This is a genomic window from Mesorhizobium sp. LSJC280B00, from assembly GCF_000502835.1.
Classification (GTDB): Bacteria; Pseudomonadota; Alphaproteobacteria; order Rhizobiales; family Rhizobiaceae; genus Mesorhizobium.
This window is the reverse complement of sequence record NZ_AYVL01000033.1, coordinates 1-17,190: the sequence shown is the minus strand read 5'-3', so window position 1 is coordinate 17,190 and position 17,190 is coordinate 1. Positions and strand designations below refer to the sequence as shown.

The window sequence follows — 17,190 nt, the reverse complement described above, 5'->3', positions numbered from 1 at the left end:
ATGAGCAATCTCGCATTTTTCCCGCCTGCGACAAGCAGCCCATCAACCGGCAAACAATCATCCGTCATGGAGACCATCATGAAACCCCTGTCACTCGCCAGGCGCGGCGTGCGCTGGCTGATGGCGGCCGGTATCGCGGTCGCCATGCTGAGTCCGCTGCAAGGCTTCGCTGAAGACCTTGCTCCGGCCAAGACCAAGCCTGCCGATGCGGGCATCTACACTGCCGTTCCAGATCCCAGGCTCGATTTCGACAATCCTCGCACCGTCAATCCGGAGCCGGGCCGGATCGTGCCCTTCTTCACCAAGAAAGGCACCCAGAGAGGCTGCGACTATGTCGTATACTCGCTGAGCTTTGGCTTGCGCGGCAATCCGCAGGGTTTTGCCAGCCCGGACCTCGCCGCCATGCTGAAAAAGGTCAGGCTCGATTTCAGGGACCAGCTCCCGCACGGCCTGCGCATCGTCGGCGTGCATGTGACCGGCGACGGCACCGATGCGTCCGGCGGACCGCTGCCCGGCGCTGCGATCAGCAGTTCGGCTGGCCCGGACGATACCGCGACGGTGTCCGATTTCCGGATTTCCGCCAGCGATCTCGACGGCATCGGCGCTGCGAACCAGCGCGTCATCACGTTCCAGATCACCGCCAAGATCGACCATGCGGCGTTTCCGTCGCCGACGATCGTTCACAACCAGGGCGCGGTTAAGGTGAGCCGCGAACGCGGCGCCGGCATCGAAATCCCGTCGCAGGATCCGGGCAAGCCGGACGACGGCAATTATCTCACGGGTGCAAAGACGTCGATCAAGATCGACGTCACCAGGTGCAACCCGCCGCCTCCACCTCCCGGCAAGGAATGCTTCAAGGTGGAGCGCGGCACGGTCGATTGCTTGCCCGGCGGCGGCGCCTTCATCTACCACATGCCGGTCGGCCCAGAGATGGCCGGCAAATGGGTGCAGCTTTCGACGACGACACCCGGCATCACCATCATTCCCGACACGCAATTGGTGCCGGCCGGCGGCGGTGTGCTCAATTGGAAGATCGTCGGCGCTTCACCCGGCGACGTCATCCACATCATCGTCACCGGTATCGAAACCTATGCCGGCCCGAGGGAGGGCTGGGGCCGGTGCTGTACGCAGACCATCGATATCGTCATCCCACGTGATCAGCGCTGCCCGCCGAAGGACAAGGAACCGGATCTGAAAGTCGAAAAGCGCGCCGACGTGCAACGTTGCACGATGGGCGGCGGCTGCGACTTCACCATCAGGGTCACCAATGTCGGCGATGCACCCTACCACGGCAAGATCGTGCTCGACGAAGTCACCCTGCCGGCCGGCTCCACCCTCGATTCAGGGCCGAACCCGCCTTGGGTCTGCGCGCCTGGAACCACCCCGATGATTTGCACTCATCTGGTGACCACGCTCAATCCGGGTGCCTCTGTCGACCTCAAGCTCGGCTTCAAGCCGGCCGCAGGCTGGCGAGGCAGCGTCTTGCGCAACTGCGCCACTTACAATTACGGCGCCAGCGGCAAGCCGCTTTTCGGCAGCCAGCAAAACGATCGCGGCTGTGCATCGATCCCGGTCTGCCGGCGTGGCGATCGTGACCGCGACTGCCGGCCGCCGGTGGAGAAGAAGGTCGACCTGATCCTGAAGAAGCGCGCCCGCACCGAATTCTGTTCGGCCGATGGCGTCTGCACCTTCGTGGTCGACATAATCAACAATGGCAGCGTCCCCTATAATGGGCCGCTGACGGTCGTCGATACCTATCCGGGCGGCGCGCCGGCATCCTCGACCTTCGGCCCGACGCCGCCATGGACATGCGGACCGAACGGCCCCGGCCAGTTCCGCTGCGACACCGCCGGCATCGTGCTGTTGCCTGGCGCCTCGACGCCGATCTTCGTCAGGGCGGTGATGCCGGCCAACTACCGGCCCGACAGTGTCGAGAACTGCGCCGAGGTGAAGGCTATTCCCGGTGAGAACGACATCACCAACAACAGGGCCTGCGCCAAGGAACGCATCCGTCATCCGAATGGCGGCCAGCCGGCCCTGCGCATCACCAAGGTATGCAATGCCTCGCTGGCCGGTGCTGCGGTCGTTTCCTGCCGCATTACCGTCATCAGCCTCGGCACCATTGCCCCGACCGGTCCGGTACGGGTCAACGATGCCGCGACGCTGATAGCCGGCGGAGCGCCGGTCCAGATCCAGACCGTCACCCCAGACGGCGCGGAATGGGCTTGCGGACCGCTTCCGGCCAACACACTGTCCTGCCAGATTCCTGGCGCTGTTATGACGCCTGGAACCAGCCGCCATTTCGACCTGACGGTTGCCGCGAACGGCGAATTCGAGAACTGCGCACGCGGCTCCTACGGCCCGGCTCCGGGAGACGACATCGTCTATCCGATCGGCCAGGCCTGCGCCAAGGGCGGCGGCGCCTCGACCATCCGCGTCGAGAAGACCGGTGATGCCGAGTGCAAGCCCGGCCAGCCCTGCTCGTTCGAGATCACCATCACGAACGATGGGGCGAGCGCCTTCTCTGGCCCGGTTCGCATCGGCGATGCCATCGGCGTCGAAGGCCTCGGCCGGCTGGAGGGCGTTGCGATCACCTCGATCGATCCGCCCTTCGGCTGCTCGCCGGAGCCGGCAACCTTGCCTGCCTCCTGCATTGCCAATTTGACGATCGGCTCGGGGGAAAGCCACGTTCACAACGTGACCGTGGTGCTTCCCGACGACGGTCGCCTGGCAAATCTGCAGGGCACGGTCAATGGTCAGAACTGCGTCGGCGTGCTGTCTCCGAACACGCCGGTGCAAGGCGGTGGCGACGTGTTGTCCCGCGGTGCGGCCGACGTGCAGGGTGATCGTGGCAAGGCCTATGCCTGCCATCCCTTCACCATCAGGAATGAGGTGAAGAAGGAATGCTCGCAAGGCTTCGTCATGAACGACGCCGGCAACTGCGTCTGCCCGCCCGGCACGACCTTCCGCAATGGCCAATGCTCGTCCGGGGGCGGCACGGTCATCGTGCCGAAGCCAAAACCTTGCGTTCTGCTCAAAGGCCAGATCCGCACCGAAGACGGACGCTGCGTCTGTCCGCGCGGAACCGAGCTGGAGAACGGCGCTTGCGTGGGGAAAGAGCCGAAGCCCGAGCAGTGCACCATCCGTGGCCAGATCCACGACGCTGCTGGCGATTGCGCCTGCCCGCGGGGCACCGAAGTCAGAGGCAATGCCTGCCGGCCAATCCAGCCAAGGCCCGAGCAGTGCACCATCCGTGGCCAGATCCACGACGCCGCTGGCGATTGCGTCTGCCCGCGGGGTACGGAAGTCAGGGGCAATGCCTGCCGGCCAATCCAGCCGAAGCCGGAGCAGTGCACCATTCGTGGTCAGATCCACAATGCCGCTGGCGATTGCGTCTGCCCGAGGGGCACGGAAGTGCAAGGCAATGCCTGCAGGCGCAAGAAGCCTGTTGTGGTGGAGTGCCCGATACCAGGCCAGATCCACAACAAGCGTGGCGTATGCGTCTGCCCGCGTGGGACAGAGCTGCGCGACGGCGCCTGCCGCAAACCACGGTTGGAATGCGCACCGGGCGCGCGGCCGATCAATGGCCAGTGCCAGCCGATCCGCAAACCGAACCTGCTGCTGAATCCAAAGGTTCTTCAGCAGGTCGTGCCAAGGCGCAAGCCGCAGATCGAGCAATAGGATCGCGCACGGAACTTCAAACGGTGATGGTTCGATCAAGAAAACCCCGCCGGAGCGATCCGGCGGGGTTTTTCTTTGGCTGGCAGATGAAAGAGCAGCGAAAACCTGAAGCCGTGGCATCAGCGGAAGGACAAACCGGCTTCCACTTTCCGGACTCGACTCATGGTCTAGGCAGGCGATACAGAGGGTCCGTAAACCGAGGCGTTCGGGAAGACCGCGTCATGAGCAAAAAAACCCTGATCGCGCCATCGGTGCTGGCGTCCGATTTCTCGAAGCTCGGCGACGAGGTCGAGGCGGTGGCGGCCGCCGGCGCCGACTGGATCCATCTCGACGTCATGGACGGGCATTTCGTCCCCAACATCACCTTCGGGCCGCCGGTGATCAAGGCGATTCGCAACCGCACCAAGGCCTTCTTCGACTGCCATCTGATGATCGCCCCCGCCGACCCCTATCTGGCCGCCTTCGCCGAGGCCGGGTGCGACGGCATCACGGTGCACGCCGAAGCCGGGCCGCATCTCGACCGCTCGCTGCAGACGATCAAAAACCTTGGCAAGAAGGCCGGTGTGTCGCTCAACCCGGCGACACCGGAGACGATGATCGAATACGTGCTCGACCGGCTCGATCTTATCCTGATCATGACGGTCAATCCGGGCTTCGGCGGCCAGGCCTTCATTCCGGCGATCGTAGACAAGGTGAAGCGGGTGAAGGCGCTGATCGGTGACAGGCCGATCCGGATCGAGATCGACGGCGGCATTTCGCCTGAAACTGCGCCCCTGGTCACCGCCGCCGGCGCCAGCGTGCTGGTCGCTGGTGCGGCCATCTTCAAGGGCGGCAGCGTCGAGGCCTACCGGGCAAATATCGAGGCAATCAGGGCGGCGGCGGACAAGGCGGCCGGCTGACCGCCGCCGTTCGGCCGGAGACAGCCGCTCGGGGGGACTTATGAGCAACCATCTGTTCGATGCTTTCCGTGCCCGGATGCCCACGCCCGGACGCCTTTTGATGGAGGCAGAGGACGGGCGCTCGATCAGCTATGGCGAAATGCTGGCGCGCTCCGCTCAACTGGCACATGTGGTGTCGCAGCTGGGCGTCGAAGCCGGCGACTGCGTCGCCGTTCAGGTCGAGAAAAGCCCGGAGGCCATTTTCCTCTATCTCGCCTGTCTGCGTGCCGGCGCGATCTTCCTGCCGCTCAACACCGCCTATACGCTGACCGAGCTCGACTATTTCTTCAGGGATGCCGAGCCGCGACTGATCGTCTGCGACCCGGCGCGAGTGACCGAGATCGGCGCTTTGGCGCAGGCCTCGGGCGCTGCGGTCGCGACACTCGGCAGCAAGGGCGAGGGTTCGTTGACCGATCGCGCCTCTGAGGCGGCCGTGGACTTCCACGACGTGGCGCGCGGACCGGACGACCTTGCTGCGATCCTCTACACCTCCGGCACCACCGGCCGTTCGAAAGGCGCCATGCTCAGCCACGAAAACCTCGCCTCGAATGCGCGGGTGCTGGTCGACCTCTGGCGCTTCACTGCCGCAGACGTGCTGATTCACGCGCTGCCGGTTTTCCACACGCATGGCCTTTTCGTCGCCACCAATGTCGTCCTGATGGCCGGCGCCTCGATGCTGTTCGAAACCAAATTCGACCCGGCCCGCATCGTCTCGCTGCTGCCGCGCGCCACCGTGCTGATGGGCGTGCCGACATTCTACGTCCGCCTGCTGCAGCAGGACGGTTTGAACCGGCAAGCGGCGAAAAACATCCGCCTGTTCATTTCCGGCTCGGCGCCGCTGTTGGCCGAGACGCACAGAGCCTGGCGAGAGCGCACCGGCCACGCCATCCTCGAGCGCTACGGCATGACCGAGACCAACATGAACACGTCGAACCCTTATGATGGCGAGCGGCGTGCCGGCACGGTCGGGTTTCCCCTGACCGGCGTTTCCCTGCGCATCACCGACCCCGAGAGCGGCGAAACACTTGCCAAGGGCGATGTCGGCATGATCGAGGTGAGGGGTCCCAATGTCTTTTGCGGCTACTGGCGCATGCCGGAAAAGACCAAAGCGGAGTTCCGTGACGACGGTTTCTTCATCACCGGCGATCTCGGGCTGATCGATGCCGACGGCTATGTCCACATCGTCGGCCGCGGCAAGGACCTGATCATTTCCGGCGGCTACAATATCTATCCAAAGGAAGTCGAGAGCGAGATCGACGCGCTGCCTGGCGTCGCCGAAAGCGCTGTCATCGGCGTTGCCCATCCGGATTTCGGCGAAGGCGTCACCGCTGTCGTGGTGAGGGCGCCAGGCTCGACCATCAGCGCCGCAGGGATCGTCGAGGCCATCGCCGGGCGCCTCGCCAGGTACAAGCATCCGAAACGGGTGATCTTCGTCGACGAACTGCCGCGCAACACGATGGGCAAGGTGCAGAAGAACCTGCTGCGCGAAGCCTACAAGGACCTCTATACGTCCAAAGCCGGCTAACCCTAACGAGCAGAGCTGCCTGCAAAAACCCTGGCGCCATCGATCCAGACGCTTTTAATGTCCAGATCGTCCGACAGCGAAACGATGTTGGCCGCGGTACCGTTGGCGAAGCGCCCGAGCCGGTGCGACTGGCCGATCGCCTGCGCCGGATAGAGCGAGGCCATGCGCAAGGTTTCATCGAGGTCGAGACCGACGACGCGGTGCATGAAGCGCACCGCGGAAATCATGTCGAGATCCGCGCCCGCCAGCGTGCCGTCGGCAAGTGTCAGCCTGCCATCCTTGCGGTGGATGGTGCGGCCGTTCAGCGTGAACGAGGTCATGTCGGTGCCGATCGTCGCCATGGCATCGGTAACGAGCAGGATCTTGCCCGGCCCCTGCTTGGCGCGCAAGGCGATGGCCATGGTGGCCGGATCGACATGGATACCGTCGGCGATGATCCCGGCATAGAATGTGCCGGTATCGATTGCGGCGCCCGCTAGCCCTGGCTCGCGATTGCCGATCTGGCTCATCGCATTGAACAGATGGGTGACCACCGTTGCGCCGGCCTCGGCAAAGGCGCGAGCCGTGGCATAGCCGGTATCGGAATGGCCGATGCTGACGACGATGCCGGCCTTGCTAAGCGCCGACACCTGGCTGGGCTCGACGGATTCGGGCGCCACCGTCGTCAGCAGCACGGGCAGGTTTTTCCGTGCGGCGATCAGCATCGTCTGGTCGGAGTCTAGCATCGGCCGGACCAAAGCCGGGTCATGTGCGCCCTTGCGGGCGATCGACAGATGCGGCCCTTCGAGGTGCAGGCCCAGGAACCCCGGCACCTTCCTCCGTGCCGCCTCGGCTCCGGCCGCAACCGCCGCGGCGGTGATCTCGGACGTGTCGGTGATCAGCGTCGGCAACAGCGCCGCCGTGCCGAAGGGTGCGTGCGCCCGGCAGATGGTCTCGATCGAGGCGACGTCGGGATGGTCGTTGAGCATGACGCCGCCGCCGCCATTGACCTGCAGATCGACGAAGCCAGGCGCCAGCATGCCGCCGCCGGTCTCGATACGCGCAACATTGGATGGAATGGCGCCGGCGGCAACAATGGCCTCGACGAGGCCGTCGCGCACGACAAGCGCCGCATTGTCGTGCCAGTCGTCGCCATCGAAAATCCGGGCGCCAGTCAGGGCAAAACGGTCGCTCATAGGGTTTCCGTTACCTTGCGCAGATTGGGCGGCGTGTCGGGGTCGAGGCCGCGATGGCGGGCAAAAGCCTCGACGAAACCATAGAACGACACGATCAGCGTCAGCGGGTCGGTCAGCGGATGACCGGTTGCGACATGCGGCAGGCGCTGAGCGCTCTTTGCCTTGTTCGACGTCACAAAGACGGCAGCGCCCTTGCCGGCCAGGCTGTCGGCGGCATCGGCCACCGATGGCTCGGACGCATCGCGAGCAGCCAGAGCCAGCACCGGGAAACCGGGACCGACCAGCGCCAGCGGGCCGTGCATGACCTCGGCGGCACTATAGGCTTCCGCATGCATGGCGCAGGTTTCCTTGAATTTCAGCGCCGCCTCGTTGGCGATCGCCGCCGACGGGCCACGGCCGAGAATGAACAGCGATTTCGGCGTCTCGAGTGCCCCAGCCAGCGCCATCCAGTCGCAGGCGATCGCCTTGCGAAAATGCTCCGGCAAGCGCGCGAGCGCCACCAGGAGTTTCTCGTCGCCGGTGCAATGCGCCATCAAGGCGAGTCCTGCGACGGCTGAATTGACGAAGGTCTTCGTCGCCGCGACGCTGCGCTCCGGTCCGGCCAGGATGTCGATCGCGTAGTCCGAAGCCCGCGCCAGCGGCGAATCGGCGGTGTTGGTGATGGCGACGGTCAGCGAACCGCCGGTCCTCGCCGCTTGCGCCATTGCAACGATGTCCGGGCTCTTGCCGGACTGCGAGATCGCCAGGCAGGCCGAGCCGCCCAGCTTCAGCTTGGCGCCATAGATCGAGGCGATCGACGGGCCGACCGATGCAACCGCCAGCCCGGCGGTCAACTCCACGGCATATTTCATGAAGGTTGCGGCATGGTCGGACGAGCCGCGCGCCACGGTGACGACGAAATTCGGATCGCGCTCGCGAATGCCGCGTCCAGCTTCCGTCAGCACCGCGGCCGAGCCATCGAGCAGGCGGGCGGTGGCCTCCGGGATCTCCTCGATCTCGCGCCGCATATGGGTCGTTGTTGCGGTCACGGCCGGCCCTCTTCGCCCGGCCCGCTCAGCCGGAGTTCGGCGACAAAATCATAGGCGTCGCCCCTGTAGATGGAGCGGGTAAACTCGATCACCTTGCCGCTCGCCAGATAGGAGATACGCTCGATGTGCAGGCCGGCAATACCCGGCGGTACTTCCAGCAGATGTGCGTCGCCATCGCCGAGATTGGTGGCGGAAATGCGCTGCACCGCCCGCACCGGCCTGTTGCCGGTCTTTTCCAACGCGGCGTAGAGCGACGAACCAATCGCCGCCGGATCGGGCAGCACGCTTGTCGATAGCGAGGCGCGCTCGATCGCCAGCGGCGTGTCGTTGGCGATACGAAGGCGCGCCACGCGCGCAACCAATTCGTTCGACGCCAGGCCGAGCACCATCATCTCGTCGGGCGACGGCGGATAGAGGCCGCGGTCGAGCCAAGCCGAACGCACCGCCATGCCGCGCCGCGCCATGTCTTCGGTAAACGAGGTCAGCATCGACAGCGACTGCTCGACGCGCTCCATACGTGGCGCAACGAAGGTACCGGAACCATGGCGCTGGACGAGGATGCCGCCCTTGACCAGGTCCTGCACCGCCTTGCGCACGGTGACGCGCGAAATGTCGGCCTTGCTAGCGATGTCGCGCTCGGAAGGCAGCGCATCGCCAGGTCCGATCAGCCCGCGTTTGACCGCATCCTCGATGCTCTTCCTGAGCTGCAGATAGAGCGGCGCGCCACTCTGCGACGATTGTTTCAGCGCCGCAAATATCTGGTCGGCGGCCTCACTCATCGAGCTGCCTCCGCCGTGTTTGCGAAAATCCGAACCGCCATCTGAACCGCGCCGCCCAGCGCGTCGTCGAGCGGCGGTTTCAGCAGCGCCCGGTAGCGGGCCGACAGGCGCGGCGCATAAAGCGGCGCCAGCCCGCCGAGCAGGCAGAGCGGATCGTCGCCGCCGAGGTCGAGCACGCCAAGCGCTGCCTCGACATCGGCGATCGCCTTGTCGAGGATCCAGATAGCGACGGCGTCGCCTTTTTCGGCATGTTCGAACACCTTGGGCGCGAAGCCGCCGAAATCGCCGGGCTTGGCGTTGGTGGTGAATTCGACCACATCCTCGGGATTGTTGCGGAAAATGGCGAGCATGGTCTCCGTCAGCGGCGATCCCTGGCGGATGCCGTCATAGGCGAGCAGCGTCTGCTCGAGCAGGTCGCGGCCGATGCGGGCGCCGCTGCCCTGGTCGCCGACCTGAAAACCCCAGCCACCGATGGCGCGCGACTTGCCTCGTCTGCGCGCCATATAAGCGGTGCCGGTGCCGAGTATGGCCATGGCGCCGTCGCCTGAGCCAACCGCGCCTTCCAGCGCGATCTCGGCATCGGTCTCGACGCGGCTGATGCGGAACGGCAGGATCGCTTCGAGCTGCTGCCGGTAGGTGCCGACATTGGCGCCGGCAAGACCGAGAACGGCCGGAGTTTGCGGGATCAGTGCGGGATCCCTGCCCGCGGCGACAAAGGCCTGCTGCGCTGCGTCGACGATGTTCGTCCTGGCGCCGGTGAGATCGGTTCGGATGTTGGCGGCACCGCTTTTGGCGCGGCCGAGGACGCTGCCGTCGGCCGTTGCAAGGGCCGCCCTGCAGCTGGTGCCGCCGCCATCGATGCCGAGCACGAATTTCACGCGATTTCTCCTCCGGGCGGATAATACCAATAAAATACCAATAGCCAAGGATTAATTTCCGTTTCAAAAAAGTTAAGGCGTAGTTTGTTGGAAAATCAGCCAATTGCGTTCGCAGGCCTGCACCGCCGCAAGGATTTCATTAATGCGTGTGGACAAGTGGTATTTTTTTGGTATGGTTTTCTCGATTGGAGGAAAGCGGATGGCCGAAACGCGCACCGAAGCGCTTCACCAGAATGCCGAGGGACTGGATATCCAGGCCCCGGAAGCCGTCCTTTCCTCGTTGGCCAACGCACAGATCGAGGCCGCCAAGGCTGTGCACGGCGCCATTCCTGCCATTGCCGCGGCAGCCGAAATCATCGCAAGCAGACTGAAAAGCGGCGGCAAGCTCGCCTATGCGGCTGCCGGCAGTTCGGGCCTGATGGCACTGGCCGATGCGCTTGAGCTGCCGGGCACTTTCGGCATCCAACGCGACCGCATCGCCATCCTGATCGCCGGCGGCGACGAGGCCTTCAAGACACTGGCCGGCGGGCCGGAGGACGACACCGAGGAAGCTTCGGCAGCAGTTGCCGCCGCCCGCATCGGCAAGGGCGACTGCCTGATCGCCGTCTCGGCCAGCGGCTCGACACCTTATGCAGTCAGGGCGATCGAGGACGCCAGGCGCCGCGGTGCGGCGACCATTGCCATCGCCAACAACAGGGATGCGCCGCTGTTGCGGCTGGCCGACATCGCCATCCTGCTCGAAACGCCGCCGGAGCTGATTGCCGGCTCAACGCGCATGGGCGCAGGCACCGCCCAGAAGATCGCGCTCAACATGCTGTCGACGCTCGCCGCCATCCATCTCGGCCATGTCCATGACGGCTACATGGTCAACCTCATGGCCGACAACATCAAGCTGCGCGACCGCGCCGCACGCATCGTTGCCGCCGTCAGCGGGCGCGACAAGGACGAGGCGGCGCGCCTGCTCGAAAGGAGCGGCGGCGTCGTCAAGACCGCTATTCTGCTCGCCGCCGGCGCCGCCAGCGCCGATGCAGCCGAGAAGATATTGGAAGGGACCGGCCACAAGCTGCGGCCGGCCCTTTCCGCGATCGAGGGGAGCAAGGGGCGCAATGCCTCTGTTCTCATCAAAACCGAACCTGAAAAAGGTCAACAGGGAGACTGAGCATGACAACGAAGCTACTGACGGCACTTCTTCTCGGCACCAGCATTCTCGGCTCCGCCGGGGTGGCTTATGCCGACGACGTAACGCTCAACATCGAAAGCTGGCGCGGCGACGACCTTGCCATCTGGAAGGACAAGCTGATCCCGGCCTTCGAAGCCAAGAACCCGGGCATCAAGGTGGTGTTCGCGCCGTCGGCGCCAACCGAATATGACGCCGCCCTCGGCGCCAAGCTCGCCGCCGGCTCGGCGGGCGACCTGATCACCTGCCGCCCGTTCGACAAGTCGCTGGAACTCTTCAAGAAGGGCAACCTCGCCGATCTGTCGGCGCTGCCGGGCATGGAGAACTTCTCCCCGGTGGCCAAGTCGGCCTGGCAGACCGACGACGGCAAGGCGACATTCTGCGTGCCGATGGCCTCGGTCATCCACGGCTTCATCTACAACAAGGACGCCTTCGACAAGCTCGGCATCAAGGTGCCGGAGACGCGCGACGAATTCTTCGCCGCGCTCGACAAGATCAAGGCCGACGGCACCTACATCCCGATGGCGATGGGCACCAAGGACCTCTGGGAAGCCGCGACCATGGGCTACCAGAACATCGGCCCGAACTACTGGAAGGGCGAGGAAGGCCGCGCCGCACTGATCAAGGGCGAGCAGAAGCTGACCGACCCTCAGTGGGTCGCACCTTATGCCGAGCTTGCCAAGTGGAAGCCCTATCTTGGCGACGGTTTCGAGGCGCAGACCTATCCGGACAGCCAGAACCTGTTCACGCTCGGCCGCGCCGCCATCTACCCGGCCGGCTCGTGGGAGATCGGCCTGTTCAACACGCAGGCGCAGTTCAAGATGGGCGCCTTCCCGCCGCCGGTGCAGAAGGCCGGCGACACCTGTTACATCTCCGACCACACCGACATCGGCATGGGCCTCAATGCGGCGTCCAAGAACGCCGACGCGGCCAAGACCTTCCTGTCCTGGGTCGCCTCGCCTGATTTTGCCACCATCTATGCCAACGCGCTGCCGGGCTTCTTCAGCCTGAACAACACGCCGGTGAAGATGGAAGACCCGCTGGCGCAGGAATTCGTCTCCTGGCGCGACAAGTGCAAGTCGACGATCCGCTCGACTTACCAGATCCTGGGCCGCGGTACGCCGAACCTCGAAAACGAGACATGGGTTGAATCGGCCAACGTCATCAACGGCACCGACACGCCGGAAGCTGCCGCCAAGAAGCTGCAGGACGGCCTCGACAGCTGGTACAAGCCGGCGAAGTAAGAGTGCGGCGAAGCGTTGTCTCCCCCCTCGAGGGGGGAGATGTCGCCGAAGGCGACAGAGGGGGTCGGTCGAGGCAGGCTGCGGCTTGATCGCTGCTGGAAAGCACGGTCGAACGACGATAGCGCGCTGCCTCTGCCGACTCCACCCGCCTCGCTTTGCGAGGCACCCTCCCCTCGAGGGGAGGGAGGCGCCGCGCCCTTTGACGGCAATTGCAAGAACCTGATCGGCGGGACCGAACTCATGGCCGCAACACCGAAAAGACCGTTCCGCTGGCACATCGGCGTCTTTCTGGCGCCGGCAGTGCTGGTCTATACGGCGATCATGATCCTGCCGCTGGCCGGCACGCTGCAGCTCTCCTTGTTCCGCAACATAGACCAATCCCAAGTCTTCGTGGGACTGGCAAACTTCCGCACGCTGTTCGGCGATCCTAACTGGTCGGTGGGCTTCTGGAATGCTCTCCGGAACAATGTCTGGTTCTTCATCATCCACATGCTGGTGCAGAATCCGATCGGCGTCCTTTTGGCGGCGCTGCTGTCGAGCCCGCGGCTGAGATTCTCCGCCTTCTACCGAACGGCGATCTTCGTGCCGACAATCCTGTCCTTCGTCATTGTCGGCTTCGCCTGGAAGCTGATCCTGTCGCCGCTGTGGGGCGTGGCGCCGCATCTGCTCGATCTGGTCGGCCTCAAGAGCCTGTTCACGCCCTGGTTGGGCAAGGAGCAGTACGCGCTGACCACACTCAGCCTGATCTCGGTCTGGCAGTTCGTCGGCATCCCGATGATGCTGATCTATGCGGCGCTCTTATCCATCCCCGAAGAGGTGATCGAGGCNCGCCGTGGCTCGGCAAAGAACAATATGCCCTGACCGCGCTCAGCCTGATCTCGGTGTGGCAGTTCGTCGGCATCCCGATGATGCTGATCTATGCGGCGCTCTTATCCATCCCCGAAGAGGTGATCGAGGCGGCTGAATGCGACGGCATCACCGGCATGTCGCAGTTCTGGAAGATCAAGCTGCCGCTGATCCTGCCGTCGATAGGCATCATCTCGATCCTGACCTTCGTCGGTAATTTCAACGCGTTCGACCTGATCTACACAGCGCAAGGGGCGCTGGCCGGGCCGAACTATTCAACCGATATCCTCGGCACCTTCCTCTACCGCGCCTTCTTCGGCTTCCAGTTGCAGATCGGTGATCCCAACATGGGCGCGGCAATCGCCACGATGATGTTCCTGATCATCCTGGGCGGCGTCTGCGTCTACCTGTTCCTCGTGCAGACGCGCCTGCGTCGCTACCAGTTCTGAGGCGCCACATGAGCACGGCAACCCGCTCGCTGCCCCGCACCATTGGCGCGCATGCGATCCTTCTGACCTACACGGCGATCGCGCTGTTTCCGGTAATCATCGTCATCGTCAACTCATTCAAGTCGCGCGCCGCCATCTTCGGTGCGCCGCTGGCGCCGCCGACGCCGAAAACCTTCGATCTAATCGGCTACACGACGGTGATCGGCCAGGGCGATTTCATCCACTATTTCCAGAACAGCCTTGTCGTCACCGTCGCCTCGCTGTTCTTCGTGCTTTTGTTCGGCGCCATGGCGGCTTTCTCGCTGTCGGAATACCGCTTCCGCGGCAATTCGCTGATGGGGCTCTATCTGGCGCTCGGCATCATGATCCCGATCCGCCTTGCCACCGTCGCCATCCTGCAATTGATGGTGGCGAGCGGGCTAGTCAACACGCTGACGGCGCTGATCCTGGTCTATACCGCGCAAGGCCTGCCGCTTGCCGTCTTCATCCTGTCGGAATTCATGAAGCAGGTCTCGGACGATCTGAAGAATGCGGGCAGGATCGACGGCCTGTCCGAATACACCATCTTTTTCCGGCTGGTGCTGCCGCTGGTGCGCCCATCGATGGCGACCGTCGCCGTCTTCACCATGATCCCGATCTGGAACGATCTGTGGTTCCCGCTGATCCTGGCGCCGTCGGAGGAGACCAAGACGGTGACGCTCGGCGCCCAGCTGTTTCTCGGCCAGTTCGTCACCAACTGGAACGCCATCCTGGCGGCGCTGTCGCTGGCAATCATGCCGGTACTGATCCTCTACGTCATCTTCTCGCGGCAGCTGATCCGCGGCATCACTTCGGGGGCGGTCAAGTGAGTGAGGGTCGGGACGCGATCATTCGAGGCCCCACCGAGTCGGCAATCCGCCACAGATTCCGCGGCGTTCGCCAAACAAACTATTATCGCGAATGGCCGGAAACGGTCTGTCTGCTTAACCTTCAGAAGTCTGCCTGGGGACCGCAGTTCTATCTCAATGCAGCAGTCTGGCTGACTCGGTTCGGGATCGAGCGTCGACCAAAGGAATACAACTGTCATATCATCTGGCGTGTCAACTCCCTGATGGTTAGCGAGCAATCCAAGGCATTCACCGAGGCGCTGGATCTGGATCGTCCGTTGCCGGACGACCGGAGGTCTTCTCTGATCAAAGAGGGGGGTCGATACATACGGGTTCGGACTTCTGGCACGTTGTGAAAGCGAAAAGGCTGCTCTGCAGATCGCCAGTGAGTATGGATCGAGTATTAGGATGGACCTGAAAGCCCGCGCTCTACAAAAGGCAAACTGAAATGGACCAACCTCTTCGCGTTGTCATCGCCGGCCTCGGCAACATGGGGCGCAGCCATGCGCTGGCGTATCACACCAATCCGGGATTCCAGATCGCCGCGCTGGTCAACCGCTCCGATGTGCCGCTGCCGGAAGGGCTTTCGAGCTACGGCATCAGGCGCTCCTTCGACGAGGCGCTGCGTGACGAACGGCCCGACGTCGCCTGCATCGCCACCTATTCCGACAGCCATGCTGACTATGCTGTCAAGGCGTTCGAGGCCGGCTGCCACGTCTTCCTCGAAAAGCCGCTGGCAACCACCGTCGCGGATGCAGAGCGCGTGGTCGCGGCAGCCAAGGCCAACGGCAAGAAACTGGTGATCGGCTACATCCTGCGCCATCACCCGTCCTGGATCCGGCTGATCGCCGAGGCACGCAAGCTCGGCGGCCCTTACGTGTTCCGCATGAACCTCAACCAGCAATCCTCCGGCCATAGCTGGGAGACGCACAAGCAGTTGATGCAGACGACATCGCCGATCGTCGATTGCGGCGTGCATTATCTCGACGTGATGCTGCAGATCACCGACGCCAGACCAGTCGAGGTGCGCGGCATGGGGCTACGGCTGAGCGACGAGATCGCGCCGTCGATGTACAATTACGGTCATCTGCAGGTGCTGTTCGACGACGGTTCGGTCGGCTGGTACGAGGCCGGCTGGGGGCCGATGATTTCGGAGACGGCTTTCTTCGTGAAAGACGTGATTTCGCCCAATGGCTGCGTGTCGATCGTCATGAAGGAGGGTGTCAGGTCCGACGACATCGACACCCACACCAAGACCTCGACCATCCGCCTGCACAGTGCGGCGACCGGAGCCGACGGCAAATTCGCCAAACCGGACGAGATGCTGTCGATGCAAGGCGAGCCCGGCCATCAGGACCTCTGCGACCTGGAACAGGCGTTTGTGCTGAAGGCGATCCGCGAGGATCTGGACTTGACCCGTCACATGGACGACGCGGTGAAGTCGCTCGCCGTCTGCCTTGCCGCAGACGAGAGCGTGCGCAGCGGCCTCGCCGTGAAACTCTAGAACAGGGACGACGCCGTGGGCTCGCTGAACATCGAGAACGTAAAAAAGGCCTTTGGGCCGGTCGAGGTGCTGAAGGGCATCAACCTCGAGGTGACCGATGGCGAGTTCGTCGTCTTCGTCGGTCCATCCGGCTGCGGAAAGTCGACACTGCTGAGGGTCATCGCCGGGCTGGAGGACTCGACCTCGGGCCGCGTGGTCATCGACGGGGCGGACGTCTCCGCCACCCCGCCGGCCAAACGCGGCATCGCCATGGTGTTCCAGACGTATGCGCTCTATCCGCATCTGACGGTGAAGAACAATATGGGCCTCGGCCTCAAGCAGGCGGGCACACCGGCGGCCGAGATCGACCGCCGCATCGGCATCGCCTCCTCGATGCTGTCGCTGGAGCCCTACCTCTCGAGGCGGCCGGCCGAGCTCTCCGGCGGCCAGCGCCAGCGCGTCGCCATCGGCCGCGCCGTGGTGCGTGAGCCCAAGCTGTTTCTGTTCGACGAGCCGCTGTCGAACCTCGACGCCGCACTGCGCGTCAACACCAGGCTGGAGATCGCGCAATTGCATCGCCGGCTGAAGGCCACGATGATCTATGTCACCCACGACCAGGTCGAGGCGATGACGCTGGCCGACAAGATCGTGGTCCTTAATGCGGGCAGGATCGAGCAGATCGGCGGACCGATGGAGCTTTACAATTCGCCGGCAAATGAATTCGTCGCCGGCTTCATCGGCTCACCGAAGATGAACTTCGTCGACGGCGCCAGGCTTGGCGAAACGGCAAAGACCATCGGCGTCCGTCCCGAACATCTGACCGTCGATCCCAAGTCCGGCGCCTGGAAAGGCACGGTCGTCCATGCCGAGCACCTTGGCGCCGACACCAACCTCTATCTCGACTGCGAGAAGGCCGGCTTGATCACAGTGCGCATTTTTGGCGTCTATAACGCCGAACCTGGTGCCACGCTCTACGCGACGCCGGATCCGGCGAAGACATACCGGTTTGGAGCCGATGGGAAGGTGCTGAAATAGCAGGCGCCGACTCCCCTTCTCCCCTTGTGAGACCTTTGCACAGAAGCCGATTGGTGATTCTGTGATGATGGTCGAAGCAGGGAGAT

General features: G+C 63.9%; 13 protein-coding genes and 2 pseudogenes. 11 read left to right on the top strand and 4 right to left on the bottom strand.

Annotated elements, in window-relative coordinates; translation table 11 throughout:
- From X773_RS68980 to X773_RS68970, 3 genes are all read left to right on the top strand, one after another.
- Entirely contained in the window at positions 1–3,681 is a 3,681-nt protein-coding gene (locus X773_RS68980; RefSeq protein ID WP_031212746.1) for a hypothetical protein, read from the top strand.
- Between the two features lie 221 nt (positions 3,682–3,902).
- A complete protein-coding gene (gene rpe, locus X773_RS68975; protein WP_023679848.1) occupies positions 3,903–4,580 on the top strand; it encodes a ribulose-phosphate 3-epimerase in 678 nt (225 codons plus the stop codon).
- A gap of 40 nt (positions 4,581–4,620) precedes the next feature.
- Complete coding sequence (locus tag X773_RS68970; RefSeq protein ID WP_023679847.1) at positions 4,621–6,144, top strand: malonyl-CoA synthase; 1,524 nt, start codon at positions 4,621–4,623, stop codon at positions 6,142–6,144.
- 2 nt (positions 6,145–6,146) lie between these two features.
- Here the strand turns inward: X773_RS68970 and nagA are convergent, their stop codons facing one another.
- The 4 genes from nagA to X773_RS68950 are packed head-to-tail and all read right to left on the bottom strand — an operon-like array spanning position 6,147 to position 10,004.
- Positions 6,147–7,319, bottom strand: a complete 1,173-nt coding sequence (gene nagA, locus X773_RS68965; protein WP_023679846.1) for an N-acetylglucosamine-6-phosphate deacetylase — start codon at positions 7,317–7,319, stop codon at positions 6,147–6,149.
- On the bottom strand, positions 7,316–8,347 hold the full coding sequence (locus tag X773_RS68960) for an SIS domain-containing protein (RefSeq protein ID WP_036239401.1): 1,032 nt from the start codon (positions 8,345–8,347) through the stop codon (positions 7,316–7,318). The genes nagA and X773_RS68960 overlap by 4 nt, the downstream gene beginning before the upstream one ends.
- Positions 8,344–9,126, bottom strand: a complete 783-nt coding sequence (locus tag X773_RS68955) for a GntR family transcriptional regulator (protein ID WP_023679844.1) — start codon at positions 9,124–9,126, stop codon at positions 8,344–8,346. The genes X773_RS68960 and X773_RS68955 overlap by 4 nt, the downstream gene beginning before the upstream one ends.
- Complete coding sequence (locus X773_RS68950) at positions 9,123–10,004, bottom strand: N-acetylglucosamine kinase (protein WP_023679843.1); 882 nt, start codon at positions 10,002–10,004, stop codon at positions 9,123–9,125. Before X773_RS68950 ends, X773_RS68955 begins: the two co-directional genes overlap by 4 nt.
- Positions 10,005–10,203: 199 nt before the next feature.
- On the opposite strand from X773_RS68950, the gene X773_RS68945 reads away from it, so the two are divergent.
- From X773_RS68945 to X773_RS68915, 8 genes and pseudogenes are all read left to right on the top strand, one after another.
- Entirely contained in the window at positions 10,204–11,163 is a 960-nt protein-coding gene (locus tag X773_RS68945) for an N-acetylmuramic acid 6-phosphate etherase (protein WP_031212743.1), read from the top strand.
- A 2-nt stretch (positions 11,164–11,165) separates the two neighbouring features.
- Complete coding sequence (locus X773_RS68940) at positions 11,166–12,425, top strand: ABC transporter substrate-binding protein (RefSeq protein ID WP_023679841.1); 1,260 nt, start codon at positions 11,166–11,168, stop codon at positions 12,423–12,425.
- Between the two features lie 240 nt (positions 12,426–12,665).
- Positions 12,666–13,252, top strand: a pseudogene (locus X773_RS68935) (sugar ABC transporter permease); the annotation flags it as partial.
- A gap of 3 nt (positions 13,253–13,255) precedes the next feature.
- Positions 13,256–13,720: pseudogene (locus X773_RS68930) on the top strand (sugar ABC transporter permease); the annotation flags it as partial.
- An 8-nt stretch (positions 13,721–13,728) separates the two neighbouring features.
- Positions 13,729–14,568: a carbohydrate ABC transporter permease gene (locus X773_RS68925; protein WP_023679838.1), complete on the top strand. Its 840-nt coding sequence runs from the start codon at positions 13,729–13,731 to the stop codon at positions 14,566–14,568.
- Entirely contained in the window at positions 14,565–14,942 is a 378-nt protein-coding gene (locus tag X773_RS75425) for a DUF4304 domain-containing protein (protein ID WP_023679837.1), read from the top strand. The genes X773_RS68925 and X773_RS75425 overlap by 4 nt, the downstream gene beginning before the upstream one ends.
- Before the next feature lie 92 nt (positions 14,943–15,034).
- Positions 15,035–16,090 carry a Gfo/Idh/MocA family oxidoreductase gene (locus X773_RS68920; RefSeq protein ID WP_023679836.1) on the top strand — a complete coding sequence of 352 codons (1,056 nt, stop codon included), beginning with the start codon at positions 15,035–15,037 and terminating at the stop codon, positions 16,088–16,090.
- A 15-nt stretch (positions 16,091–16,105) separates the two neighbouring features.
- Positions 16,106–17,104, top strand: coding sequence for an ABC transporter ATP-binding protein (locus X773_RS68915; RefSeq protein ID WP_023679835.1), 999 nt, complete (start codon positions 16,106–16,108; stop codon positions 17,102–17,104).
- Positions 17,105–17,190: the final 86 nt, after the last annotated feature.

What these genes read in the sequence shown, in the direction of transcription:
- X773_RS68980 (WP_031212746.1), top strand. Translation starts at nt 1, where the DNA reads ATGAGCAATCTCGCATTTTTCCCGCCTGCGACAAGCAGCCCATCAACC.
- rpe (WP_023679848.1), top strand. Translation starts at nt 3,903, where the DNA reads ATGAGCAAAAAAACCCTGATCGCGCCATCGGTGCTGGCGTCCGATTTC.
- X773_RS68970 (WP_023679847.1), top strand. Translation starts at nt 4,621, where the DNA reads ATGAGCAACCATCTGTTCGATGCTTTCCGTGCCCGGATGCCCACGCCC.
- nagA (WP_023679846.1), bottom strand. Translation starts at nt 7,319, where the DNA reads ATGAGCGACCGTTTTGCCCTGACTGGCGCCCGGATTTTCGATGGCGAC.
- X773_RS68955 (WP_023679844.1), bottom strand. Translation starts at nt 9,126, where the DNA reads ATGAGTGAGGCCGCCGACCAGATATTTGCGGCGCTGAAACAATCGTCG.
- X773_RS68945 (WP_031212743.1), top strand. Translation starts at nt 10,204, where the DNA reads ATGGCCGAAACGCGCACCGAAGCGCTTCACCAGAATGCCGAGGGACTG.
- X773_RS68940 (WP_023679841.1), top strand. Translation starts at nt 11,166, where the DNA reads ATGACAACGAAGCTACTGACGGCACTTCTTCTCGGCACCAGCATTCTC.
- X773_RS68925 (WP_023679838.1), top strand. Translation starts at nt 13,729, where the DNA reads ATGAGCACGGCAACCCGCTCGCTGCCCCGCACCATTGGCGCGCATGCG.
- X773_RS68920 (WP_023679836.1), top strand. Translation starts at nt 15,035, where the DNA reads ATGGACCAACCTCTTCGCGTTGTCATCGCCGGCCTCGGCAACATGGGG.